This is a genomic window from Streptomyces sp. NPDC002463 (genome assembly GCF_042889835.1).
Lineage (GTDB): Bacteria > Actinomycetota > Actinomycetes > Streptomycetales > Streptomycetaceae > Streptomyces > Streptomyces nymphaeiformis.
Window position 1 is genome coordinate 1 of sequence record NZ_JBIARL010000014.1, and the last position, 23,917, is coordinate 23,917.

At 73.1% G+C, this 23,917-nt stretch carries 15 protein-coding genes; 6 read left to right on the plus strand and 9 right to left on the minus strand.

Annotation, left to right across the window (positions count from 1 at the left end; translation table 11 throughout):
* Positions 1 to 164: 164 nt before the first annotated feature.
* Positions 165 to 719, minus strand: a complete 555-nt coding sequence (locus ACFYX3_RS26585; protein ID WP_376593518.1) for a DJ-1/PfpI family protein — start codon at positions 717 to 719, stop codon at positions 165 to 167.
* A 427-nt stretch (positions 720 to 1,146) separates the two neighbouring features.
* Between ACFYX3_RS26585 and ACFYX3_RS26590 the strand changes: the two genes are divergently transcribed.
* Entirely contained in the window at positions 1,147 to 6,114 is a 4,968-nt protein-coding gene (locus ACFYX3_RS26590) for an NAD-glutamate dehydrogenase (RefSeq protein WP_389018130.1), read from the plus strand.
* A 55-nt stretch (positions 6,115 to 6,169) separates the two neighbouring features.
* Here ACFYX3_RS26590 and ACFYX3_RS26595 read toward each other — a convergent pair whose 3' ends face one another.
* The 3 genes from ACFYX3_RS26595 to ACFYX3_RS26605 are packed head-to-tail and all read right to left on the minus strand — an operon-like array spanning position 6,170 to position 9,226.
* Positions 6,170 to 7,489, minus strand: coding sequence for a glycosyltransferase 87 family protein (locus ACFYX3_RS26595; RefSeq protein WP_389018133.1), 1,320 nt, complete (start codon positions 7,487 to 7,489; stop codon positions 6,170 to 6,172).
* Between the two features lie 29 nt (positions 7,490 to 7,518).
* Entirely contained in the window at positions 7,519 to 8,313 is a 795-nt protein-coding gene (locus ACFYX3_RS26600; protein ID WP_389018136.1) for an ABC transporter ATP-binding protein, read from the minus strand.
* Positions 8,306 to 9,226 (minus strand): ABC transporter permease, encoded by a 921-nt coding sequence (locus ACFYX3_RS26605; protein ID WP_382659051.1) that lies wholly within the window; start codon positions 9,224 to 9,226, stop codon positions 8,306 to 8,308. The genes ACFYX3_RS26600 and ACFYX3_RS26605 overlap by 8 nt, the downstream gene beginning before the upstream one ends.
* A 160-nt stretch (positions 9,227 to 9,386) precedes the next feature.
* Here ACFYX3_RS26605 and ACFYX3_RS26610 point away from each other — a divergent pair, with 160 nt between their 5' ends.
* Positions 9,387 to 9,986: a TetR/AcrR family transcriptional regulator gene (locus ACFYX3_RS26610; protein WP_376593508.1), complete on the plus strand. Its 600-nt coding sequence runs from the start codon at positions 9,387 to 9,389 to the stop codon at positions 9,984 to 9,986.
* Between the two features lie 6 nt (positions 9,987 to 9,992).
* Here ACFYX3_RS26610 and ACFYX3_RS26615 read toward each other — a convergent pair whose 3' ends face one another.
* From ACFYX3_RS26615 to ACFYX3_RS26630, 4 genes are all read right to left on the minus strand, one after another.
* On the minus strand, positions 9,993 to 10,844 hold the full coding sequence (locus ACFYX3_RS26615; RefSeq protein ID WP_389018141.1) for a carbohydrate ABC transporter permease: 852 nt from the start codon (positions 10,842 to 10,844) through the stop codon (positions 9,993 to 9,995).
* A complete protein-coding gene (locus tag ACFYX3_RS26620) occupies positions 10,841 to 12,136 on the minus strand; it encodes a carbohydrate ABC transporter permease (protein ID WP_389018144.1) in 1,296 nt (431 codons plus the stop codon). The genes ACFYX3_RS26615 and ACFYX3_RS26620 overlap by 4 nt, the downstream gene beginning before the upstream one ends.
* A gap of 7 nt (positions 12,137 to 12,143) precedes the next feature.
* Positions 12,144 to 13,484, minus strand: a complete 1,341-nt coding sequence (locus ACFYX3_RS26625) for an ABC transporter substrate-binding protein (protein WP_389018147.1) — start codon at positions 13,482 to 13,484, stop codon at positions 12,144 to 12,146.
* A gap of 121 nt (positions 13,485 to 13,605) precedes the next feature.
* Positions 13,606 to 17,481 (minus strand): FHA domain-containing protein, encoded by a 3,876-nt coding sequence (locus ACFYX3_RS26630; RefSeq protein ID WP_389018150.1) that lies wholly within the window; start codon positions 17,479 to 17,481, stop codon positions 13,606 to 13,608.
* A 496-nt stretch (positions 17,482 to 17,977) separates the two neighbouring features.
* Between ACFYX3_RS26630 and ACFYX3_RS26635 the strand changes: the two genes are divergently transcribed.
* The 4 genes from ACFYX3_RS26635 to ACFYX3_RS26650 all read left to right on the plus strand — a co-directional run bounded on the left by ACFYX3_RS26635 (position 17,978) and on the right by ACFYX3_RS26650 (position 23,619).
* Entirely contained in the window at positions 17,978 to 19,705 is a 1,728-nt protein-coding gene (locus ACFYX3_RS26635) for a serine/threonine-protein kinase (protein WP_389018153.1), read from the plus strand.
* Positions 19,706 to 19,812: 107 nt separating this feature from the next.
* A complete protein-coding gene (locus ACFYX3_RS26640) occupies positions 19,813 to 21,051 on the plus strand; it encodes a protein kinase (RefSeq protein WP_389018156.1) in 1,239 nt (412 codons plus the stop codon).
* A gap of 36 nt (positions 21,052 to 21,087) precedes the next feature.
* Positions 21,088 to 22,191 (plus strand): peptide chain release factor 2, encoded by a 1,104-nt coding sequence (prfB, locus tag ACFYX3_RS26645; protein WP_385660750.1) that lies wholly within the window; start codon positions 21,088 to 21,090, stop codon positions 22,189 to 22,191.
* A 381-nt stretch (positions 22,192 to 22,572) separates the two neighbouring features.
* Positions 22,573 to 23,619 carry a hypothetical protein gene (locus tag ACFYX3_RS26650; protein ID WP_389018160.1) on the plus strand — a complete coding sequence of 349 codons (1,047 nt, stop codon included), beginning with the start codon at positions 22,573 to 22,575 and terminating at the stop codon, positions 23,617 to 23,619.
* Positions 23,620 to 23,707: 88 nt separating this feature from the next.
* Here the strand turns inward: ACFYX3_RS26650 and ACFYX3_RS26655 are convergent, their stop codons facing one another.
* Positions 23,708 to 23,890 carry a hypothetical protein gene (locus ACFYX3_RS26655; protein WP_116160717.1) on the minus strand — a complete coding sequence of 61 codons (183 nt, stop codon included), beginning with the start codon at positions 23,888 to 23,890 and terminating at the stop codon, positions 23,708 to 23,710.
* Positions 23,891 to 23,917 lie beyond the last annotated feature (27 nt).

Here is a 23,917-nt window from a genome sequence, read left to right on the forward strand (position 1 = left end):
GGGGGGGGTTTGGGGGGGGGGGGGGGGGGGGGGGGGGGGGGGGTGGGGTGTGGGGGGGGGGGGGGGGGGGGGGTGGGTGCCGGCGGGGGGGGGGGGGGGGGGGGGGGGGGGGGGGGGGGCGGGCGGGGGGGGGGGCGGGGGGGCCCCCCCCCCCACCGCCGGTGCTAGCCCTTCGCGCGCAGGACCTTCAGGAATTCGCGCATCCAGGTGGGGTGGTCCGGCCAGGCCCGGGAGGAGACCAGGAGGCCGTCGACCACGGCCGCGCTGTCCTGGAAGGTCGCACCCGCCGCCTGCATGTCGAGTTCCAGGGCCGGGTAGGCCGTGACGCGGCGGCCCTCCAGGCTGCCGACCGCCGCCGTCAGGAGCGGGCCGTGGCAGATCTGGGCCACCGGCTTGTCCGCGTCGAAGAAGGCCTTGAGGATCTTGCGGAGCTCGGGGTCGTTGCGCAGGTACTCCGGCGCCCGGCCGCCCGGGATCACCACCGCCACGTACGCGCCCGGGTCGACCTCCGAGAAGGCCAGGTCGGCCGGCCAGGTGTAGCCCGGCTTCTCCGTGTACGTGTCGTACCCCGGCTCGAAGTCGTGGACGACGAAGCGGAGCGTCTTGCGGGCCGGGGCCGCGATGTCGACCTCGTAGCCCTCCTCCAGAAGCCGCTGGTAGGGGTACATCACCTCCAGCGACTCCGCCGCGTCCCCGGTCACGATCAGGATCTTCGCCATGGCTCTCCCAGATCACAGATGGTCGGTCCGTCGTGCTGCGCCCATGCTCGCGTACACCGTGCCGCCGGCGGGGCGCTTTACCAAGAGGTCATGTGTCGCTGTCCAAAGCGTCAAACTTCCCCCGCTCTTTTGTACGCATACGGCTCATGACGGTTCGGGGGTCGGGGGCGATAGGCTTTTCCCGTGATCAGCGCGATACGCCGTGGGGGCAGCGAAGCCCCCGGCTGCCGCCCGGTCCGCGACAGCGGCCGGGTCGACCGTGCGTTCGATCCTCTCCGTCCGGGCGTGCCACGCTCCGTGGCCGATAACGTCCTGGGCATCTCTCATCCGGGCATAACGTCGACTTCGACCGGAATCACCGCGTCGTGGCGTTGTGTCCTTTCTTCCACCGACGTCACGCAACGGCGCGCGACAGGAGTCAGAGGACATGCAGACCAAGCTGGACGAAGCAAAGGCCGAGCTGCTCGAGAGGGCCGCCCGGGTAGCTGAGCACAGCCCTGTCGGAGGGCGACTTCCGACGGGCCCGGAAGGCGCCGGTGAGCGTCCGGACCGGGACACCGTGCTCGACTACCTCCAGCGCTACTACCTGCACACCGCGCCCGAGGACCTCACGGACCGCGACCCGGTCGACGTGTTCGGCGCCGCGCTCTCTCACTACCGGCTCGCGGAGAACCGCCCGCAGGGCACCGCGAACGTGCGCGTCCACACTCCGACGGTGGAGGAGAACGGCTGGACCAGCAGCCACTCCGTCGTCGAGGTCGTCACCGACGACATGCCCTTCCTCGTCGACTCCGTCACCAACGAGCTGTCCCGCCAGGGCCGCGGCATCCACGTCGTGATCCACCCGCAGGTCCTCGTCCGCCGTGACGTGGCCGGAAAGCTCATCGAGGTCCTCTCGACCCAGATCCACGGCGAGCTGCCGCACGACGCGCTCACCGAGTCCTGGATCCACGTCGAGATCGACCGCGAGACCGACAAGGCCGACCTCAAGCAGATCACCAACGACCTGCTGCGCGTCCTGTCCGACGTCCGCGAGACGGTCGAGGACTGGGAGAAGATGCGCGATGCCGCCCTGCGCATCGCCGACGGCCTGCCCGACGAGCCCACCGCCTCCGACCTGCGGCCGACCGAGGTGGAGGAGGCCCGCGAGCTGCTGCGCTGGCTCGCCGACGACCACTTCACCTTCCTCGGCTACCGCGAGTACGAGCTGGTCAACGGCGACGCCCTGTCCGCCATCCCCGGCACCGGCCTCGGCATCCTGCGCTCCGACCCGCAGCACGGCGCCGACGACCAGGGCCACCACGCCCACCCCGTCTCGCCCTCCTTCAGCCGGCTGCCCGCCGACGCCCGCGCCAAGGCGCGCGAGCACAAGCTGCTGATCCTGACGAAGGCCAACAGCCGGGCGACCGTCCACCGCCCCTCGTACCTCGACTACGTCGGTGTGAAGAAGTTCGACACCGACGGCAACGTCATCGGCGAGCGCCGCTTCCTCGGCCTCTTCTCGTCCGCGGCCTACACCGAGTCCGTCCGCCGCGTCCCCGTCGTCAAGCGCAAGGTCCAGGAGGTCCTGGACGGCGCCGGCTTCTCGCCCAACAGCCACGACGGCCGCGACCTGCTCCAGATCCTGGAGACCTACCCGCGCGACGAGCTCTTCCAGACCCCGGCCGACCAGCTGCAGTCCGTCGTCACCAGCGTCCTGTACCTCCAGGAGCGGCGCCGGCTGCGGCTCTACCTGCGCCAGGACGAGTACGGCCGCTACTACTCGGCCCTCGTCTACCTGCCGCGCGACCGCTACACGACCCGCGTCCGGCTGCGGATCATCGACATCCTGAAGGAGGAGCTCGACGGCACCAGCGTCGACTTCACCGCCTGGAACACCGAGTCGATCCTCTCCCGCCTGCACTTCGTCGTCCGCGTCCAGCCCGGCACCGAGCTGGCGAAGCTGACCGACGCCGATGTCGACCGCATCGAGAGCCGGCTCGTCGAGGCCACCCGCTCCTGGGCCGACGGCTTCGGCGAGGCGCTCAACGCCGAGCTGGGCGAGGAGCGCGCCGCCGAGCTGCTGCGCCGCTACGGCAACGCCTTCCCCGAGGGCTACAAGGCCGACCACTCGCCGCGCGCCGCCGTCGCCGACCTCTGCCACCTGGAGGCCCTCGCCGGCAGCGGCAAGGACTTCGCGCTCTCCCTGTACGAGCCGGTCGTCGCCGGCCCCGGCGAGCGCCGCTTCAAGATCTACAAGACGGGCGACCAGATCTCCCTGTCCGCCGTCCTGCCGGTCCTCAACCGGCTCGGCGTCGAGGTGACCGACGAGCGTCCGTACGAGCTGCGCTGCGCCGACCGCACCCACGCCTGGATCTACGACTTCGGTCTGCGGATGCCGGCCGCCACCGGGAACGGCGGCGACTACATCGGCGACGACGCCCGCGAGCGCTTCCAGGAGGCCTTCGCCGCCACCTGGACCGGCCAGGCCGAGAACGACAACTTCAACTCGCTCGTCCTCTCCGCCGGTCTCAACTGGCGCGAGGCGATGGTGCTGCGCGCCTACGCCAAGTACCTGCGCCAGGCCGGGGCGACGTTCAGCCAGGACTACATGGAGGACACCCTCCGCGACAACGTCCACACCACCCGGCTGCTCGTCAACCTCTTCGAGGCCCGCATGGCCCCGGAGCGGCAGCGCGCCGGCACCGAGCTGATCGACGCGCTCCTGGAAGAGCTGGACGCCGCCCTCGACCAGGTCGCGAGCCTGGACGAGGACCGGATCCTGCGGTCCTTCCTCACCGTCATCAAGGCCACGCTGCGGACCAACTTCTTCCAGAAGTCGGCGGACGGCGAGCCGCACTCCTACGTCTCCATGAAGTTCGACCCGCAGGCCATCCCGGACCTGCCGGCCCCGCGCCCGGCCTTCGAGATCTGGGTGTACTCCCCGCGCGTCGAGGGCGTCCACCTGCGCTTCGGCAAGGTCGCCCGAGGCGGTCTGCGCTGGTCCGACCGCCGTGAGGACTTCCGTACGGAGATCCTCGGCCTGGTCAAGGCGCAGATGGTGAAGAACACCGTCATCGTGCCGGTCGGCGCCAAGGGCGGCTTCGTCGCCAAGCAGCTCCCGGACCCGTCCGTGGACCGCGACGCCTGGCTGGCCGAGGGCATCGCCTCGTACAAGACCTTCATCTCGGCGCTCCTCGACATCACCGACAACCTGGTCGCGGGCGAGGTCGTGCCGCCGGTCGACGTGGTCCGCCACGACGAGGACGACACGTACCTCGTGGTCGCCGCCGACAAGGGCACCGCGACCTTCTCCGACATCGCCAACGGCGTCGCGGAGTCGTACGGCTTCTGGCTCGGCGACGCCTTCGCCTCCGGCGGCTCCGCCGGCTACGACCACAAGGGCATGGGCATCACCGCCCGCGGCGCCTGGGAGTCCGTCAAGCGGCACTTCCGCGAGCTGGGCCACGACACCCAGACCGAGGACTTCACCGTCGTCGGCGTCGGCGACATGTCCGGCGACGTCTTCGGCAACGGCATGCTGCTCTCCGAGCACATCCGCCTGGTCGCCGCCTTCGACCACCGCCACATCTTCATCGACCCGAACCCGGACGCGGCCGCCTCGTACGCCGAGCGCCGCCGGCTCTTCGACCTGCCGCGCTCCTCGTGGGCGGACTACGACACCTCGCTGCTCTCGGCGGGCGGCGGCGTCCACCCCCGCAGCGCCAAGTCCATCCCGGTCAACGCGCAGATGCGGGCCGCCCTCGGCATCGAGGCCGGCGTCACCAAGCTGACCCCGGCCGAGCTGATGAAGGCGATCCTCCAGTCGCCCGTCGACCTGCTGTGGAACGGCGGCATCGGCACGTACGTGAAGTCCTCGGCCGAGTCCAACGCCGACGTCGGCGACAAGGCCAACGACGCCATCCGCGTCGACGGCCAGGACGTCCGCGCCCAGGTCATCGGCGAGGGCGGCAACCTCGGCGCGACCCAGCTGGGCCGCATCGAGTTCGCCCGCACCGGCGGCCCCGAGGGCCAGGGCGGCAAGGTCAACACCGACGCCATCGACAACAGCGCCGGCGTCGACACCTCCGACCACGAGGTCAACATCAAGATCCTGCTCAACGGGCTCGTCGCCGAGGGCGACATGACCGTCAAGCAGCGCAACAAGATCCTCGCCGAGATGACGGACGAGGTCGGCGCGCTCGTCCTGCGCAACAACTACGCGCAGAACACCGCCCTGGCCAACGCCGTCGCCCAGTCGCCGTCCCTGCTCCACGCCCACCAGCGGTTCATGCGCCGCCTGGGCCGCGACGGGGCCCTCGACCGCTCCCTGGAGTTCCTGCCCAACGACCGGCAGATCCGCGACCTCCTCAACGGCGGCAAGGGCCTGAGCCAGCCCGAGCTCGCCGTCCTCCTCGCGTACACCAAGATCACGGTGGCCGACGAGCTGATCGGTACGGAGCTGCCGGACGACCCGTACCTGCGCGGGCTGCTCCACGCGTACTTCCCGACGCTGCTGCGCGAGAAGTTCGCCGAGGCCGTCGACAACCACGCGCTGCGCCGCGAGATCATCACGACGGTCCTGGTCAACGACACCGTCAACACCGGTGGCTCGACCTTCCTGCACCGCCTCCGCGAGGAGACCGGCGCGTCGATCGAGGAGATCGTCCGCGCGCAGACCGCAGCCCGGGTCGTCTTCCGCCTCGGCCAGGTCTGGGACGCCGTCGAGTCCCTCGACAACCGGGTGCCGGCCGAGATCCAGACCCAGATGCGACTGCACTCCCGCCGGCTCGTCGAGCGCGGCACGCGCTGGATGCTCAACAACCGGCCGCAGCCGCTCCAGCTCACGGAGACCATCGAGTTCTTCGCGGACCGGGTCGAGGAGGTCTGGACGCAGCTGCCGGGCCTGCTGCGCGGCTCGGACCTGGAGTGGTACCAGTCGATCCTGGACGAGCTGACCGAGGTCGGCGTGCCGGAGGAGCTCGCGCTGCGCGTCGCCGGCTTCTCCTCCGCCTTCCCGATCCTCGACGTCGTCGCGATCGCCGACCGGATGGGCAAGGAGCCGCTCGCGGTCGCCGAGGTCTACTACGACCTGGCCGACCGGCTGCGGATCACCGACCTGATGGACCGGATCATCGAGCTGCCGCGCAGCGACCGGTGGCAGTCGATGGCCCGCGCCTCGATCCGCGAGGACCTCTTCGCGGCGCACGCGGCGCTGACCGCCGACGTCCTGACGGTCGGCAACGGCACGACGAGCCCCGAGGAGCGGTTCAAGGCCTGGGAGGAGAAGAACGCGGCGATCCTGGGCCGCGCGCGGACGACCCTGGAGGAGATCCAGGGCTCGGACACCTTCGACCTGGCGAACCTGTCGGTCGCGATGCGGACGATGCGGACGCTGCTCCGCTCGCACAGCTAGTGCCGTAGACAGGACATGAGGAAGGGCCCCGCCGGTTTTCCGGCGGGGCCCTTCCTCATTCCTTCACGGGTGTCGCCGTCGAGGTCCACAGGCGGCGGGCGGCGAGCAGGGCCGCCGCGAGGAGCAGGCCGTTGCGGAGCAGCATGACGGCCACGCCGGTGGCGGTGCCGTAGAAGACCTCGTCGTAGAGGACGGGGTACGCGAGGGAGCTGAGGGCGGCCGCCGGGAGGAGCAGCAGGGCGACCGGCCGCATCACGGTGTGGCGGGAGGTCAGGCAGACGGCGGCGAGGCCGAGCAGCCAGATCATGTACTGGGGGCTGATCACCCGGCTGGTGACGGTGAAGAGCAGCACGGCGGCGAGAGCCGCGTCGAACGGGGTGGCGGGGGTCCAGCGGCGGGCCTGGAGCCGCCACAGGAGCAGCCAGGCGAAGGCGATGACGGTGAGCAGCAGGGCGAGGTGCCCGAGGCTGGAGACGTACGGGCCGACGTACTCGAAGGCGCCGTAGCGGAACTCGACCCTGCCCGGCCAGGCGCCGGCGGCGTGGGCCGTCGCGAGGGCCGTGCCCCACAGGGATTCGATCTGGATGCCGCGGCTGCCCTGCTGGCGCAGGAAGCCGAGGGACTCGGAGAAGAACAGCGCCAGGGTGGCGAGGAGTGCGAGGGCGGTGACGGCGGCGGCGGTCCAGGCCTCGCGGGTGGTACGGCCCCGGGGCGTGCCGATCAGGGCGAGCGCGGGCCACACCTTGACCATGGCGCCGATCCCGGCGAGCGCCCCGCCGAGCTGGTGGGCGGCGGTGCGGCGGGCGTTCAGGGCGAGCAGGGCGAGGACGGCGAGGGCGGTGGTCTGGACGTCGTACCGGGCGAGGGGGAGGTGGAGGAGGAGCGGGAGGCCGCAGACCCAGATCCAGGCGCCGTGGGTGAGGCGGGCGCTGTCGGCGCGGGCGAGGGCGAGCGTGACGACGGCGTCGGCGAGGAGGGTGAGGGTGACGAAGGCCTGGAAGTAGGTGAGCCAGGGGAGGATGCCCGGCGACATGATCACGAGTCCCGCGCCGGGCGGGTACTGCCAGGTGACGTCGCCGGGCGGGAAGGTGCCGGAGGCGAACTGTCCGTACCAGTGCTGGTAGAGGTCCACCTCGCGGGCCACCCCGCCGATGCCGAGGTTGTCGCGGGAGAGCAGCAGGAGCATGCCGGCCCGGCTGAGGAACCAGGCGGCGGCGAGGGCGAGGAGGGGGCCGCGGCCGACGGCGACGAAGGTGGCGGAGGTGAAGGTGTCCGAGTCGAAGGGGGACCCGGTGAGCGTGGGGGGTTCGCTTCCGGAGCGGGGCGGGGTGTCGCCCGTGGAGTCGCGGGGTGACTGGGGGTGATCGGTCGTCATCCCACCGCACTTTAGACCGCGATGTCCCTTTAATTCGGTTTCTTCGGCCCCGGCTTGGCCGTGAACTCCTCGTATGCCGCCACCACCTCCTTCGCCGGCCCGTCCATCAGCAGCGTCCCCGCCTCCAGCCACAGCGCCCGCTCGCAGGTCTCCGTGATGGTGGAGTTCGAGTGGCTGACCAGGAAGACCGTTCCGGCCTCCGCCCGCAGTTCGTCGATCCGCTGCCGGCTGCGGTGGCGGAAGCGCGCGTCGCCGGTCGACAGGGCCTCGTCGATGAGCAGCACGTCATGGCTCTTTGCGGCGGCGATGGAGAAGCGCAGCCGGGCGCCCATCCCGGAGGAGTACGTCCGCATCGGGCGGGAGATCGCGTCGTCCTTCTCGTTGATGCCGGAGAAGTCGACGATCCCGTCGTAGCGCTCGCGGATCTCCGTACGGCTCATGCCCATCGCGAGGCCGCCCAGGATCACGTTCCGCTCACCGGTCAGATCGCTCATCAGAGCCGCGTTCACGCCGAGGAGGGAGGGCTGGCCATGGGTGTAGATCCGGCCCCGGTCCACGGGCTGGACCCCCGCGACGGCCTTCAGGAGGGTGGATTTCCCAGATCCGTTCGAACCGATCAGGCCAATTGCCTCGCCCCGGTACGCGACGAAGCTGACGCCCTTCACGGCGTGCACCTCGCGGCCGGCCGGGGCCTTGCGCCGGTGCAGCATCCGGCCGAGGGCGGCGGTGGCGGCGCCCCGGCCGCCGGGGCGCCCGCCGTGGACGGTGTACGTGATGTGGACGCCGTCCGCCACGACGGTGGGCTTCCTCGTCGACTCAGCCACGGCCGTACGTCTCCTCCGCCTTCCAGAACCAGACGAAACCGCCCGCGAAGGCGAGCACGGCCCAGCCCGCCGCCAGCGCCCACACGTGCGGCGGCAGCTGCGCGGCGGTGAAGCTCTCGATCAGCGCGAAGCGCATGAGGTCGATGTAGAGCGCCGCCGGGTTGTACTGGAGCGCGATCACCACGGCCTCCGGGAAGCGCCCGCTGCCCGCCAGGTTCTGGATCGAGAACATGGCGCCCGAGGCGTACATCCAGGTGCGGAGCACGAACGGCATCAGCTGGCTGATGTCCGGGGTGCGGGCGGCGAGCCGGGCCAGCACGAGCGCCACGCCCGTGCTGAACAGCGACTGGAGGAACAGCGCCGGGACGGCGAGCAGCCAGCTCCAGGTGGGGAACTCGCCGAAGCAGGCCAGCATGACGACGAGTGCGGCGAGCGAGAAGAGCAGCTGCTGGAGCTGCTGGAACGCGAGCGAGATCGGCAGGCTCGCGCGGGGGAAGTGCAGGGCGCGGACCAGGCCCAGGTTGCCGCTGATCGCGCGGGTGCCGGCCTGGACCGTGTTGGCGGTGAAGGTCCACACGAAGATGCCCGTGATCAGGAAGGGCACGTAGTCGGGCACGCCGTTCTTCGCGTTCATCACGATGCCGAAGATCAGGTAGTACACGGCCGCATTGAGCAGCGGGGTCATCACCTGCCAGACCTGGCCGAGGCGCGCCTGGCTGAACTGGGAGGTGAGGCGGGCCGTCGCGAAGGCGGTGATGAAGTCGCGGCGGGACCAGAGCTCCCGCACGTAGACGGGGAGCGAGGGGCGGGCGCCGCTGACGCTCAGGCCGTGGCGGCGGGCGAGGGCGGCGAGGTCCTCGGCGGCGGGCGGAGCCTGCTGCTGGGGTACGGCGGGGGCCAGGGTCGTGGTCACGGGCGGGCGCTTTCGACGAGGGGTGCGGGGGCGCGTGCTGCCGTCGGCGATGGAACGGGTCCGTATCGTCGCTACGGGGAGGTTAGAGCCCTCGCACGACGGAACGCAACCGTATCGTCGCAACGACCCCGGGATATCGCGGTTGGTTAGGATGCCGTTCATGACCGATCCGACCCCCCGCCGCGCCCCCGCCGGAGCCGCCGTACTCCGCGAGGACGTGACCGAGGCCATCCGCGCCGCCGTCTTCGAGGAGCTTGCGGCCGTCGGCTACGCCCGGATGTCCATCGAGGGCATCGCGCGCCGCGCGGGAGTCGGCAAGACGGCCGTCTACCGACGCTGGAAGTCCAAGCTCTCCCTCGTCCTCGACCTCGTCGGCGCCTTCGCCGCCCAGGGCCTGCCGGCACCCGCCAGCGGCTCCCTCTACGGGGACGTGCGCGCCCTCCTCGAAGTCGCCTCGCACGCCCTGCGCCACCCGGTCGCCTCGCAGGTCATCCCGGACCTGCTCGTCGAGGCCGCCCGGCACCCCGAGATCGCCGAGACCGTCAAGGCCGTGCTGCTCGACGGGCAGCAGGGCGTCATGACCCAGATCGTCCGCGAGGCCGTCGCGCGCGGCGAACTCCCCGAGGGCGCCGACCCGGGCAAGGCCCTCGACCTGGCCGTCGGCCCGCTCTACTGGCGCCTCGTCGTCGTCCGCACGCCCCTGCCCAAGGGGTACCTGGACGAACTCGCGCGCTCGGCGGTCGCGGCGCTGCGCGCGTGACCCGGGCTACTTCACCGCGCCCGCCATCACGCCCGACGTGAACTGCCGCTGGAACGCGAAGAACACCACCAGCGGCACCACCATCGACACGAACGCCCCCGGCGCGAGCACGTCGACGTTGTTGCCGAACTGCCGGACCTGCTGCTGGAGCGCCACCGTGATCGGCGGCGACTGCGAGTCCGCGAAGATCAGCGCGATCAGCATGTCGTTCCACACCCACAGGAACTGGAAGATCCCCAGCGAGGCGATCGCCGGACCGCCGAGCGGCAGCACCACGCGCGTGAACAGCCGGATCTCACCCGCCCCGTCGAGCCGCGCCGCCTCCAGGAGCTCGCGCGGGATCTCCGCGAAGAAGTTCCGCAGCAGGAAGATCGCGAACGGCAGGCCGAACGCCGTGTGGAAGAGGACCACCCCCGCCGTCGTCTCGAACAGCCCCACCGCCCCGAACAGCTTCGACACCGGGACCAGGGCCACCTGCACCGGCACCACGAGCAGCGCCACCACGCCCAGGAACCACCAGTCCCGGCCCGGGAACTCCAGCCACGCGAAGGCGTAACCGGCGAGCGAGCCGATGAGGAGGACCAGGAGCGTGGCCGGGACGGTGATCAGGACCGTGGAGAGGAGCGAGCCCGTGATCGTGTCGTTCGCGAGGAGACGGGTGTAGTTCTCGGTGGTCAGCTGGGCCGGGGCCGTGAACACCCGCCACCAGCCGCTCGCCGCGATGTCGGACGGCGAGCGGAGCGAGGAGAGCAGCAGCCCGACCGTCGGCAGCAGCCAGAACAGGCCGGCGAGCAGGAGGAAGACCCGGACGGCGCCCCCGGCCGTACGGGCGGCGACGCGGGCGGCGAAGCCCTTCATCGGCGGGACTCCCTTCGGATGCGGCGGATGTTGACCACCATCACCGGCAGCACGAGAAGGAGCAGGACGACGGCGATGGCCGAACCGACCCCGAGATCCGCGTCCGTGCCGAAGGACGAGCGGTACAGCTGGAGCGCGAGCACGTTCGCGTCGTCCTGCGCGGAGCCCGGCGCGATGACGAAGACCAGGTCGAAGACCTTCAGCACGTTGATCATCAGGGTGACGAGGACGACCACGAGGACCGGCGCCAGGAGCGGCACCGTGATCCGCCGGAACACCTGCCACTCGTTCGCCCCGTCCACCCGCGCCGCCTCCAGGAGTTCGCGCGGCACGGCCGCGAGCCCCGCGCCGATCAGGACCATCGCGAACCCGGCCCACATCCACACGTACGCCCCGATCACGGCCGGGGTGACGAGCGAGGGGCCCAGCCACTCCACGCCGTCGTACTGCTCCCGGAAGTTGCTCGCGGGCAGCCGGAGTACGGCTCCGTCGGCGCGGTCGGCGGGCAGGGCGAAGCTGCCGTCGGCCGCCGCCGTGACCGCGGCGACCACCTTCCCGTCCCGTACGGCCTCGATCCGCAGCCCCTTCAGGCCGAGCTCCCCCGGATCGACGACGTTCGGCCTGCCGCCGCCGCCCCGGGTGAAGTCCAGCCAGGCGGTTCCGGTGATCTGCCCGTCTGCCGTCGCGGGGGCGTGCGCGGGGCGGGCGTCCTTCGGCATCCGCCCCGGCGCGACCCCGACCAGCGGGAGGAGTACGGGCACCCCGGCCCGTACCGGCGTCCTCGTCTCGTACGCGCCGCCGCCCGCCGCCTTCAGCGGGTGCACGGGCAGCGGCCGGGCCCGGGGGAAGCCGGAGGCCTCGGCGAAGGTGTCGTGGACCCCGACCCAGACCGCGTTGGCGACGCCACGGTCCGGGTCCTGCTCGTACACCAGCCGGAAGATGATCCCGGCGGCCAGCATCGAGATCGCCATCGGCATGAAGACGACGAGCTTGAACGCCGTCCCCCAGCGCACCCGTTCGGTGAGCACCGCGAAGATCAGACCGAGCGCGGTGGCGACCGCCGGGGCCACCACCAGCCAGACCAGGTTGTTGCGGACGGCGGTGCGGAGGGAGTCGTCGGTGGCGAGCGCGAGGTAGTTGTCGAGGCCGACGAAGGTGCCGCCGGAACGGTCGAAGAGCGAACGCCGGACGGAGTACCCGATCGGGTAGACGACGAGCGCGCCGAGCAGGAGCAGTGCGGGGAGCAGGAACCCCGCCGCGACCACCCTGCTCCTTCTGGTGATGCGTGGCATGGGGGCGTCAGCCCTTCGAGGAGGCCTTGTACGCCTTCGCCGCGTCGGCCTCCAGGCGCGCCTGGGTCCCGGCGATGTCCTTCGGGTTCTTCAGGAAGTCCTGGAGCGCCTTCCACTCGCCCTTGCCGGGCGTCCCGCCGAACGACTGCGGCATCTGGTCGGACATGTCGAAGCGGAAGTCGTCACCGGCGTCGATGAGCGCCTTGGCGATCTCGCGCTGGACGTCGTTCGGGTACGCCGCCGGGGCCAGGCTCTTGTTGGGGGAGAGGAACCCGCCCTCGGCCGCCCAGATCCTCGCCGCGTCCGGGGAGGCGAGGAAGGCGAGCAGCGCCTGCGCGCCCTTGGTGTCCTTCAGGGCCACGGCCGCGTCGCCCGCCGTCACCACCGGGGACGTGTCGCCCGCCTTGGGGAACGGGAAGACCTTCGCGTCCTTCCCGATCTCCGCCTTCGTCTGCGCGATGTTGACCGCGGCGAAGTCGCCCTCGAAGACCATCGCGCCCTTGGGCTGGTCGCCGCCGGTGAAGGTCTGCGTGACCGAGGCCGGGTACTCCGTCTGCAGCGCGCCGGCCGAACCGCCCGCGATCAGCGACGGCTTGCCGAAGAGCTCGGCGAGGGTCTTCAGGGCGGCGGCGACGGACGGGTCCGTCCACTTGATCTCGTGCTTCGCCAGCTGGTCGTACCTGGCCGGGCCCGCCTGGGAGAGGTAGACGTTCTCGAACCAGTCGGTGAGGGTCCAGCCGTCCGCGCCGCCGACCGAGACCGGGGTCACGCCGGAGGCCGAGACCGCCTCGGCGGTGGCGAGGAAGTCCTTCCAGGTCTTCGGCTCGGCGGCGCCCGCGTTGTCGAAGACGGCGGTGTTGTACCAGACCAGGGACTTGTTGGCGGCCTTGAAGTAGACCCCGTACTGGGTGCCGTCCACCGCGCCGAGGTCCTGCCAGCCGCGCGAGTAGTTCGCCGCGAGCGCCGCCTTGGCCTCCGGGCCGACCGGCTTCAGCCACTTCTGGGCGGCGGCCTGCTGGATCGCGCCCACCTGCGGGAGCATCGCCACGTCGGGCGGCGAACCGCCGGCGATCTTCGTACCGAGGAAGTTCACGATCGGGTCCTGCGCGGGCACGAAGGTGACGGTCGCGCCGGTGCGCTTCTCGAACTCCTTCAGGACCTTGACGAAGTTCTCCTGCTCGGGGCCCGTCCAGACGGCGGCGACCTCGATCTTCTCGCCCTTGAGGGAGAGGTCGGGTGTCGGCCCCTTCGTGGTGTCGCCGTCGTCTCCGCAGCCCGCGAGGGCGGTCAGCGCGGCTAACGCCGTCAGGGTCGCTGCGGCCTTGCGTGGACGAAGAGTTGTACGCATCGCTGCCCCGTCTCTTTCGTGCGCTTCGCTGTCCGTCCGACAGGTCTACGCCCGGGTGCGGGGCCCCGCAATACCGCCTTCGGCTTCAAGTGGGGGATCGTGATGCCCTTGTGACGTGTCGTCAGGCGTGCGGGGTGGGGGTCAGCGGGGCCACGGGTGTCGCCTCGACCGAGCGCGCCGCACGGTCGAGGGCGCTCGCCAGGAGGGCCAGGTCCGTCGGGCCGTTGCCCAGCTCGCGGACCGGGCGCCGGGTGGGCGGGTCGCCCATCCGCTCCCACTCCAGCGGGACGACCGTCGGGCGGAGCGTCGCCGTCCGGGGGATCCGGCCCGTGACGCGGCCCGCCTGGAACGGGGTCACCCGGCCGTCGGGATGCCCGAGACGGCCCCGCCCGGCCGCCGGCACGTCCGGGCCCGCCGCGACCGGGGGCGCGTCGAGCACGATCCGCAGCCGGGCGCCGTGGGCCAGCTCCGTGTCGGAGGTGCGGTCCGGGCGCGACGAGGTCGCCACGAGGTGCACCCCGAGCCGCTCCCCGTTCCGCGCGACGGCCTCCAGGGCCCGCACGACGGACCCGGCGGCGGGCCGCCCGGGGGCGCCGAGCGCGGGCGCGACCAGGGCGTCGTAGTCGTCGACGAGCACGACGAGCCGAGGCAACTGCCCCACACCACCGGCCCGCGCGGAAGCCTGCTCCCCGGAGGCGGGCCGAGGAATCCGCGCGACGGACTCCTCGGGGACGCGTCCGCCGGCGCGGCCGGTGAGGTCCTCGGCGCCGGGGTGCGGGATGCGTCCGCCGGCCCGTCCGGTGATGTCCTCGCTGCCGGGGTGGGGGATGCGGCCGCTCGTACGGCCGGTGACGTCGTCCGCGCCGGGGTAGGGCACGCGTCCGCTGGGTCGGCCCGTGACGTCGTCCGCGCCGGGGTACGGGAGGCGTCCGCTCGCCCGGCCGGTCACGTCGTCGGCCCCCGCGCGGCGGGTGCGGGCGCTCGGGTGGTCGGTGAGGTCGCCGTCGCCCGTGCGGAGGGTGCGGCTGCTCGGGCGGTCGTCGAGCGCCCCGCCCTCCCGGCGCGGCAGACGCCCACTGGGCGTGTCGGCCAGGAAGGCGTCCCCGCCGGACCGCGCCCGCGCGCTGGGACGCTCGTCGAGCGCGCCGTCCCCGGTGCGGGAGACGCGCCCGCTGGGCCGGTCGGCCAGATCACCGGCCCGGGGCACGCGCCCGCCGGCGCGGCTGCTGAGGTCCTCGCCGCCGGGGTACGGGACCCGTCCGCTGGGCCGTCCCGTGAGGTCCTCGCTGCCGGGGTGGGGGATGCGGCCGCTCGCACGTCCGGTGACGTCGTCCGCGCCCGGGTAGGGCACCCGTCCGCTGGGTCGGCCCGTGACGTCGTCCGCGCCGGGGTACGGGACCCGTCCGCTGGGCCGTCCCGTGATGTCCTCGCTGCTCGGGTGGGGGATGCGGCCGCTCGTACGGCCGGTGACGTCGTCCGCGCCGGGGTAGGGCACGCGGCCCTGCGTCTCGCCCGCGCCCGTGCGGAGGGTGCGGCCGCTCGGGCGGTCCGTGAGGTCGCCGGTGTCCGGGAGGCGGACGGTCGCGCGGGCGCCCTGCGGCACGGATTCCGCCGCGCTCGGGGCGCGCTGCCCGATCATCCGGTCGGCGGCGCGCGCCACCCCCCGGCGGTCCGCGAAGTGGCCGTCGCCCAGGAGCTCCGCCCGGCGCTTCAGCTCGGCGCCGAGCGCCTGCGCGAACTCCCGCATCCGTACCGGGTCCGAGGCGACCAGGTGCTCGGTGACGTGCGGCAGTTCCGTACAGACCGCGAGTCCTTCGCCGCGCTCGCCGCCCGCGCCGTCCACGAGGAGCAGGCCGAGGCGGTCCGGGCGGCCGCCCGCCGCGAGCGAGGCTGCGATCGAGCGGAGCAGTTCCGTGCGTCCGCTGCCGGCCGGGCCCTCGATCAGGAGGTGCGGGCCCTCCTTGGTGAGGTCCACGGCGAGCGGTCCGCGCGGGCCGGCGCCCAGGACGGCGGTGCCGTCCGCGGCGGAGGCCCAGCGGGCCATGAGGGAGGCGGGCGTGGCCCGGGCGAGCCCGAGCTCGTCGAGGAGGCGGGCCGACGGCGGCAGCGCGGCGGCCCGGGCACCCGGCGCCGCGGCCGTCTCGGGGCGCAGCGGGGCGAGGGCCCGGCCGAACCGTTCGGCCCAGGCGACGGAGACCGCGTCCACCACGCCGACCGTGCCGTGGCCCGCGAGCCGCCCGCCGGATGTACGCAGCAGCCGCAGCGCCGTCGCCACATCGCCGCTCAGGAGCGCGGCGGCCCCGCACTCGCGGAAGGCGAGGGACGCGGCGCACGCCGCCTCGTACGTGGCGGCGACCGGCGAGTCCGGGGTGGCGGACGGCGCCTCGGCGAGGCACAGGAGGTGGATGCCGGCCGCCGCGCCGACGCCCGCGAGCCGCGCGACCGTCTCGCGCAGGGCCGCGGAGCCGGGGTCGCCGTCGACGATGACGACGGTCGCCGGCCCGTCGTGGCGGGCGGCGGCCTCGGCGACGGAGGCGCGGTCGGCGCTGGGCCAGCCGGGGCCCAGCGGGCCGTCGTCGAGCCGCCGGGTCAGCTCGGCCGTACGGGCCTGGGCCTGCTCGCGGTCGTACGCCAGGAGGAGCCGGCAGTCCTGGCCGTGGGCGGGCCGGACGTGCGGGAGCCAGCCGAGCCAGCCCCAGGCCCGGCGCCGCTCCTCCAGGGAGCGGTTCCGGTCGGCGCTGATGAGCACGATCTCCAGGTCGGAGGGGGAGTGCAGGGCGGCGAGCTGGGCCACGACCGAGCGCGCGAGCCCGGTGAGCCGGTCGCCGGGGCCCGCGAGGCCCAGGGAGCCGGCCTCGCGCAGGCCGACGGTGACGGGGACGCCGGAGAGCTCGGCGCGGTCCGTCGTGCCGAGGCGGACGACGAGGGACTCGGGGTGGTCCTGGGCCCGCTCCCAGAGCCGGGGGCCGGGGCCGAGGGCGGTGAGGAGGACGGTGGCCGGGTCGGGCCAGGTGTCGGCGACGGGTGCGGGGACGGGGGCGCCGGCCCGCACGCCGGGGCCGGGGCGGGTGCCGGCGTGCGTGTCGGGGGAGGGGTGGTGGCCGGCGGCGGGGGCCGGGAGCTCCTCGCGGCCGCCCGCGAGGCGCCGGGCCCACGCGCCGAGCCCGCGCTTGGCGGGAGGCGTGGGTGCGGCGGCCGGGTCGGTCTGCCGGGTCCTGCCGTGCGGCTCGGCCCCGCCGTGGCCGTCGAGCGCGTCCCCCGCGTGCGCGTGGCCCCCGTCGTGGACCTCGCCGAACGCGATGCCGCGCGCCCCGCCGTGCGTGGTGTCGTCCGAGGGCGCCCCCCGGTCCGTCTCGTGGGCGACGCGCAGGTGGCCCTCGCCGTCCGGGGCGGTCGCCAGCGCGTCCGTACCGGCGGCGCCCGTCAGGCGCAGGGCGGACTCGCCGAGGCGCAGCAGCGCGCCCGGCCGGAGCGGGACCGGGCGGTCGCCGACGGGGGCGCCGTCGAGCGTCGTGCCGTTCGTGGAGCCGCGGTCGCAGACCGTGACCCGGCCGTCCTCGCCGACGGTCACCGTGCAGTGGGAGCGGGAGACGTCCGGGTCGTCCAGCGGCACGTCCGCGTCGACGGAACGGCCGATTCTGATCGCTCCGCCGTGCAGCAGGTGCACCCCGCCCGCGTCCGGCCCGGCGACCACGTGCAGTCGGGCGGAGGCCGTCTCGTCGGCCCGGTCGTCCGGGCCGGGGACCTGGAGGGAGAGCACCGCGCCGTCGACGAGCGGCGGCTCGCCGAGGACGCAGCGCCGGCCGTCGAGCCGCTCCGCGCCCGCGTAGAGCACGGTGCTGCCCGAGGCGGAGGTCTCGGGGCCGGTGACGGCGGCGGCGAGGTTCGAGGCCACGGCGGCCAGGGCCGTCCCGGCGGGGGCCGTGACGAGCACGTCGCAGGCGCGCCCGGCGCCGTGGCCGGCGTACGGCGCGAGGACGGTCAGCCGGATCTGCATCGCCGTCAGCGGTCCCTTCTGCGCGAGCCGGCTCGGCAGGGGGGAACCGCCCTGTGTCTCCCCCCACCCGGCACGGACGCATCGCCCGGTACAGGTCGGCACGGCGCGGGGGCTCCCGACCCCGTCGATGCGACGTGCTGTAGGCATCCTCGCACCTGCCACCGACAACACGCCCGCGGGTCGGCCACAAGTGATCTTGAATGGTCGGCCGAGGACGGGAAATAGCCTGGTTGGGCATGCCTTCGGAGCATGCCTGGCAACCGTCGCCCGCCCTGGAGCGTCTTCTTCCGGACAAGTTCCGTTCGCCCCGGCCCCGCGACGGGCCCCCGGCGAGCACCGGACACCGCAGCGGAATCGGCCTGTGGGCGACCGGTCTGTGACCCGTTCGGCGGCACTAAAGTGGGTCGGACGCCCGGACGGGTCACAACAGAGGACAGGGACCCCGGGGACACATCGGGAAACACCCCAGGACCACGATCAGCAGGGAGCGCGTGACGTGCGGCCTATCGGCAGCAAGTACCTGCTCGAGGAGCCGCTCGGCCGCGGCGCCACGGGCACCGTCTGGCGAGCCCGCCAGCGGGAGACGGCGGGCGCCGAGGCGGCCGTGCCCGGCGAGCCCGGCGAGACCGTCGCGATCAAGGTCCTCAAGGAGGAGCTGGCCAACGACGCGGACATCGTGATGCGCTTCCTGCGCGAGCGGTCCGTGCTGCTCCGGCTCACCCACCCGAACATCGTGCGCACCCGCGACCTGGTCGTCGAGGGCGATGTCCTCGCGCTCGTCATGGACCTCGTCGAGGGCCCCGACCTGCACCGGTACATCCGGGAGAGCGGCCCGCTCACCCCGGTCGCCGCCGCGCTCCTCACCGCCCAGATCGCCGACGCGCTCGCCGCCAGCCACGCCGACGGCGTCGTCCACCGCGACCTCAAGCCGGCCAACGTCCTGCTCGCCGAGCAGGGCGGCCAGATGCACCCGATGCTGACCGACTTCGGCATCGCGCGCCTCGCCGACTCCCCGGGCCTGACCCGCACCCACGAGTTCGTCGGCACGCCCGCGTACGTGGCGCCGGAGTCCGCCGAGGGCCGCCCGCAGACCTCCGCCGTCGACATCTACGGCGCGGGCATCCTCCTCTACGAGCTGGTCACCGGCCGGCCTCCGTTCGCGGGCGGCACCGCCCTCGAGGTCCTCCACCGGCACCTCAGCGAGGAGCCCCGCCGCCCCTCGACGGTGCCCGGACCGCTGTGGACGGTCATAGAGCGCTGCCTCAGCAAGAACCCCGACCAGCGGCCGAGCGCCGTGAACCTCGCCCGCGGCCTGCGCGCGGTCGCCGCCGGCATCGGCGTGCACGCCACGCCCGCCCAGATCGAGGCCGCGGAGGGCGTCGGCGCGCTCCTCGCCCCCGACCCGGCGCCCGCGCCGGTCCCGGGGACCCCGGAGACGCAGACCCCGGGCGCCGCCGACCCCACCCAGGTGCTGCCCACCGGCGCCGCCGGGGCCGCGGCCGCCGCCGGGATGCCCCCGCAGTACGACCCCGCCGCCGCGACCAGCGTCATGCCGACCAGCGGCCCCGCGGACGCCGCCGACCCGACGGCCGTCATGCCCCCCGTACCGCAGGGCCCTCCGGCGGAGGACCCGCACCCCTGGCAGAGCCAGCTGCGGCAGGTCCGCGACCGCAACGAGCAGACCCAGGTGCAGTACCTGGACCCGAGCGACGACCCGCTGCGCCGCCGCCCGCAGCGCCGGCCGCAGCAGCCCCAGCAGCCCGGTCCGTACGGGCAGCAGCACGGGCAGCAGCCGCCCCCGCCGTACCAGCAGCAGCGCCCGGCCCCGCAGCGCGCGCCCCAGCCGTACCAGCAGCAGCCGCAGCAGTACGCACCCCCGCCCCCGCCGCAGCAGTACGCCGCCCCGCCCCAGCAGCAGTACACGCCGCCGCAGCCGCCGCCCCAGGCCCCCGCGCCCCGCGAGCCGCGCCCGCCGCGCCAGCGCAGCGCGAACCCGGTGCACATCCCCGGTCTCGGCTGCCTCAAGGGCTGCCTGATCATGATCGTCCTGTTCGTGGTCGCCGGCTGGCTCGTCTGGGAGCTCACCCCGCTCCAGGACTGGGTCGCCCAGGGCAAGGGCTACTGGGAGGCCATCGGCGACGGCATCTCGACGGTCACCGACTGGTTCTCCTCGATCTTCGATTCCACCGGTTCCGGGGGTACTACCGGCGGTACGGGGCAGTAACACTGCCGATTTGTCGACTTCCGAGGGGTGATTTCCCCTCGGAGGTCGAGACCGGCGGCCGTGGACGCGTAGCTTTGTCGAGAACCGCAGCCGCTGAGGGAGCAGTCTTGGCACGGAACATCGGCAGCCGCTACACCGCCCACCAGATCCTCGGGCGGGGCAGCGCCGGAACGGTGTGGCTCGGCGAGGGACCCGAGGGGCCCGTCGCCGTCAAACTGCTGCGCGAGGACCTGGCGTCCGACCAGGAGCTCGTCGGCCGCTTCGTCCAGGAGCGGACCGCGCTCCTCGGCCTCGACCACCCCCGCGTGGTCAAGGTCCGCGACCTCGTCGTCGACGGCAACGACCTCGCCCTCGTCATGGACCTCGTCCGCGGCACCGACCTGCGCACCCGGCTCGACCGGGAGCGGCGCCTCGCGCCCGAGGCCGCCGTCGCGATCGTCAAGGACGTCGCCGAGGCCCTCGCCGTCGCCCACAAGGCCGGGATCGTCCACCGGGACGTCAAGCCGGAGAACATCCTGCTCGACATGGAGGGCCCGCTCGGCCCCGGCGGCGCCCACCCCGCCCTCCTCACCGACTTCGGCGTCGCCAAGCTGATCGACACCCCCGGCCGCACCAAGGCCACCCGGATCATCGGCACCCCCGACTACCTCGCCCCCGAGATCGTCGAAGGCCTCCCGCCGCGCGCCGCCGTCGACATCTACGCCCTCGCGACCGTCCTGTACGAGCTGCTCGCCGGCTTCACCCCGTTCGGCGGCGGCCACCCCGGCGCGGTCCTGCGCCGCCACGTCACCGAGACCGTCGTCCCGCTCCCCGGCATCCCCGAGGAGCTGTGGCAGCTGATCGTCCAGTGCCTCGCCAAGGCCCCCGCCTCCCGGCTGCGCGCCTCCGAGCTCGCCGCCCGCCTCGCGGACGTCCTGCCGCTGCTCAAGGGCATCCCGCCGCTGGACGTCGACGAGCCCGACGCCGAGCCGGCCCCGGAGCCGTACGAAGAGGACACCTACTCCACCAGCACGGGCGCGGGCGAGCCCGGCCCCCGCCGCGCCGCCGTCCCGCTCGTCCCCGGCGCCTCCGCCGACTCCAACCGCGACACCCACACCTCCATGCGGGTCCCGGCCCCCGACGAGCTCTCCGGGGGCCCCCTCGGCACCGCCCGCGCCCCGCGGCCCGCCGGCGCCCGCCGCCCCGGCTCGGCCCGCCACAAGGCCGGGGCGGTCCGCAAGAGACGGATCACCCTCGCCGTCGCGGCCGTCGTGATCGCGGGCGCGCTCGGCACCGGCGGCTACCTGGCGGCCTCCGGCGACGGGGACGCTCCGCCGCAGGACTCCAAGCAGTCCTCCCAGCCGTAGGTTCGGCTCCAGGCCCGGAGCCGTTACGCTGGACGCGTGGCAGTCGTCGATGTATCCGAAGAGCTGAAGTCCCTCTCCTCGACCATGGGGTCGATCGAGGCCGTCCTGGACCTCGAGAAGCTGAGGGCCGACATCGCCGTGCTCGAAGAGCAGGCCGCGGCCCCGTCCCTGTGGGACGACCCGGAGGCGGCGCAGAAGATCACGAGCAAGCTTTCGCACCTCCAGGCCGAGGTCCGCAAGGCCGAGACCCTGCGCGGCCGGATCGACGACCTCGGGGTGCTCTTCGAGCTCGCCGAGGAGATGGACGACCCGGACACCCTCGCCGAGGCCGAGACGGAGCTGGTCTCCGTCCGCAAGGCCCTCGACGAGATGGAGGTCCGCACCCTCCTCTCCGGCGAGTACGACGAGCGCGAGGCCCTGGTCAACATCCGGGCCGAGGCCGGCGGCGTCGACGCCTCCGACTTCGCCGAGCGGCTCCAGCGCATGTACCTGCGCTGGGCGGAGCGCCACGGCTACCCGACGGAGATCTACGAGACCTCGTACGCGGAAGAGGCGGGCATCAAGTCCACCACCTTCGTCGTGAAGGCCCCGTACGCCTACGGCACGCTCTCCGTCGAGCAGGGCACCCACCGGCTCGTCCGCATCTCGCCCTTCGACAACCAGGGCCGCCGCCAGACCTCCTTCGCCGGCGTCGAGGTCCTGCCGGTCGTCGAGTCCTCGGACCACGTCGAGATCGAGGAGTCGGACCTGCGCGTCGACGTGTACCGCGCCTCGGGCCCCGGCGGCCAGGGCGTCAACACGACCGACTCGGCCGTGCGCATCACGCACCTTCCGACCGGCATCGTCGTCTCCTGCCAGAACGAGCGCTCCCAGATCCAGAACAAGGCGAGCGCCATGAACGTCCTCCAGGCCAAGCTCCTCGAGCGCCAGCGCCAGGAGGAGCGGGCCAAGATGGACGCCCTCAAGGACAGCGGCAGCTCCTGGGGCAACCAGATGCGTTCGTACGTGCTCCACCCGTACCAGATGGTCAAGGACCTCCGTACGGAGTTCGAGGTCGGCAACCCGCAGTCCGTCCTGGACGGCGAGATCGACGGCTTCCTGGAGGCGGGCATCCGCTGGCGCAAGCAGTCGGAGAAGTAAGCCCCTCGCTCGTACGGGACCGGGCCCCGCACCTTTCGGTGCGGGGCCCGGTCCCGTTCCGTGGCCGTCCGCGGATTCGCTGACGCAAGCGGAAGCGGTGCTGTCGGGGCGCTTTGTCGACAAGGGAACTACCGCTGCCGGGCCCGGAGTTCCGGGTTTACGTCACAGTTGCATCGTCGCATGTCGGTCACCTGGTGATCTTTCGGGCATCGCACGCGCAACGACCTTGACGCTTCATCGGAAACTCGGAAGGGTGGCGTACTGGCATGCGCTTTCCTGGGACGCGTGTGAACGGGGGCCGGTCCAGTGATTCCGTCGCCCTTGCCGCGCGGGCCCGAGCGCTGCCCCATGACGAGATGAGCTACTGGGGGTAGCAGCCAGATGACCAACAAGACGCGAGTCCGCCTGGTGCGGGTCGCGGCCAGTGCCGTGATCATCGCCGGTGCGTCCCTGACGGCGGCCGGTGCCGCGCAGGCCGTCGGCGGGTTCGGAACCGACACCAACCAGACCCAGGACGCGGGTCTCGGTATCCAGTCCGAGGGCGAAGACGACGGCGGCAACGCGATCCTCGGCCAGATCTCCGGTGGCCAGGACACCACGGGTACCACGGGTACGACCGGTACGGACGGCTCCACGGGCTCGACGGGTACGGACGGCTCCACCGGTACCACGGGTACGACGGGTACGGACGGCTCCACGGGCTCGACCGGTACCGACGGTTCCACGGGCTCGACGGGTACGGACGGTTCCACCGGTACCACGGGTACGACCGGTACGGACGGCTCCACGGGCTCGACGGGCACGGACGGCTCCACCGGTACCACGGGCACGACGGGTACGGACGGCTCCACGGGCTCGACCGGTACCGACGGTTCCACGGGCTCGACGGGTACGGACGGCTCCACCGGTACCACGGGTACGACCGGTACCGACGGCTCCACCGGTTCCAACGGTACCGACGGCTCCAACGGCTCCGACAGCTCCACCGGCTCCAACGGCTCCAACGGCTCCAACGGGTCGAACGGCTCCAACGGGTCCAATGGCTCGAACGGCTCGAACGGCACCGACGGCTCCAACGGGTCGACCGGCACCAGCACGAGCAGCAGCGGCTCCAACGGCACCAGCGGGAACGGGTCCTCGACCAGCGGTTCCACCTCCACCACCGGTGGCAGCTCGACCACCGACGGTGGCGCCGGCACCTGCACCGTCGACCTCGACGGCGCCGAGTGCGTGGACACCCCGAACAACACCGACCCGAACCAGGGCGGCTCGCAGCCGGTGCAGCAGGGTGACGCGAAGGAGGAGCTCGCCGAGACCGGTGCGGCCGAGACCTCGTTCCTGATCATCGGCGCCGCGACCATGATCGCCGGCGGCATCGGCTTCCGTATGCTGCCGCGTCTCGTGGGCGGCGGTCGCGCCGCCGTCTGAGGCGCGTGACGCATGACGAAGGGCCGGGGAGTCGACTCCCCGGCCCTTCGTCATGGTTCCGGCTCGTGGGCGCCGCTCGCGCCCTCCGTCAGGCCGCCTGGATCGCGGCGAGCAGGGCGATCGCCGCGAGCAGCGCGACCGCCAGCGTCAGCAGCATCGCGGGCGACAGTCCCTGAGGGGTCAGGCGCTCCCGGTTCGCGCGGCAGACGGGGCAGCGGCCCTCGGCGACCGGGGCCGCGCAGTTGGCGCACACCAGTCGGTCGTAGGTCATGCGCTCTCCTCCTCCCGCACTGGGGTA

What these genes read in the sequence shown, in the direction of transcription:
- ACFYX3_RS26650 (WP_389018160.1), top strand. Translation starts at nt 22,573, where the DNA reads ATGACCAACAAGACGCGAGTCCGCCTGGTGCGGGTCGCGGCCAGTGCC.
- ACFYX3_RS26615 (WP_389018141.1), bottom strand. Translation starts at nt 10,844, where the DNA reads ATGAAGGGCTTCGCCGCCCGCGTCGCCGCCCGTACGGCCGGGGGCGCC.
- ACFYX3_RS26585 (WP_376593518.1), bottom strand. Translation starts at nt 719, where the DNA reads ATGGCGAAGATCCTGATCGTGACCGGGGACGCGGCGGAGTCGCTGGAG.
- ACFYX3_RS26655 (WP_116160717.1), bottom strand. Translation starts at nt 23,890, where the DNA reads ATGACCTACGACCGACTGGTGTGCGCCAACTGCGCGGCCCCGGTCGCC.
- ACFYX3_RS26625 (WP_389018147.1), bottom strand. Translation starts at nt 13,484, where the DNA reads ATGCGTACAACTCTTCGTCCACGCAAGGCCGCAGCGACCCTGACGGCG.
- ACFYX3_RS26595 (WP_389018133.1), bottom strand. Translation starts at nt 7,489, where the DNA reads ATGACGACCGATCACCCCCAGTCACCCCGCGACTCCACGGGCGACACC.
- ACFYX3_RS26630 (WP_389018150.1), bottom strand. Translation starts at nt 17,481, where the DNA reads ATGCAGATCCGGCTGACCGTCCTCGCGCCGTACGCCGGCCACGGCGCC.
- ACFYX3_RS26590 (WP_389018130.1), top strand. Translation starts at nt 1,147, where the DNA reads ATGCAGACCAAGCTGGACGAAGCAAAGGCCGAGCTGCTCGAGAGGGCC.
- ACFYX3_RS26610 (WP_376593508.1), top strand. Translation starts at nt 9,387, where the DNA reads ATGACCGATCCGACCCCCCGCCGCGCCCCCGCCGGAGCCGCCGTACTC.
- ACFYX3_RS26620 (WP_389018144.1), bottom strand. Translation starts at nt 12,136, where the DNA reads ATGCCACGCATCACCAGAAGGAGCAGGGTGGTCGCGGCGGGGTTCCTG.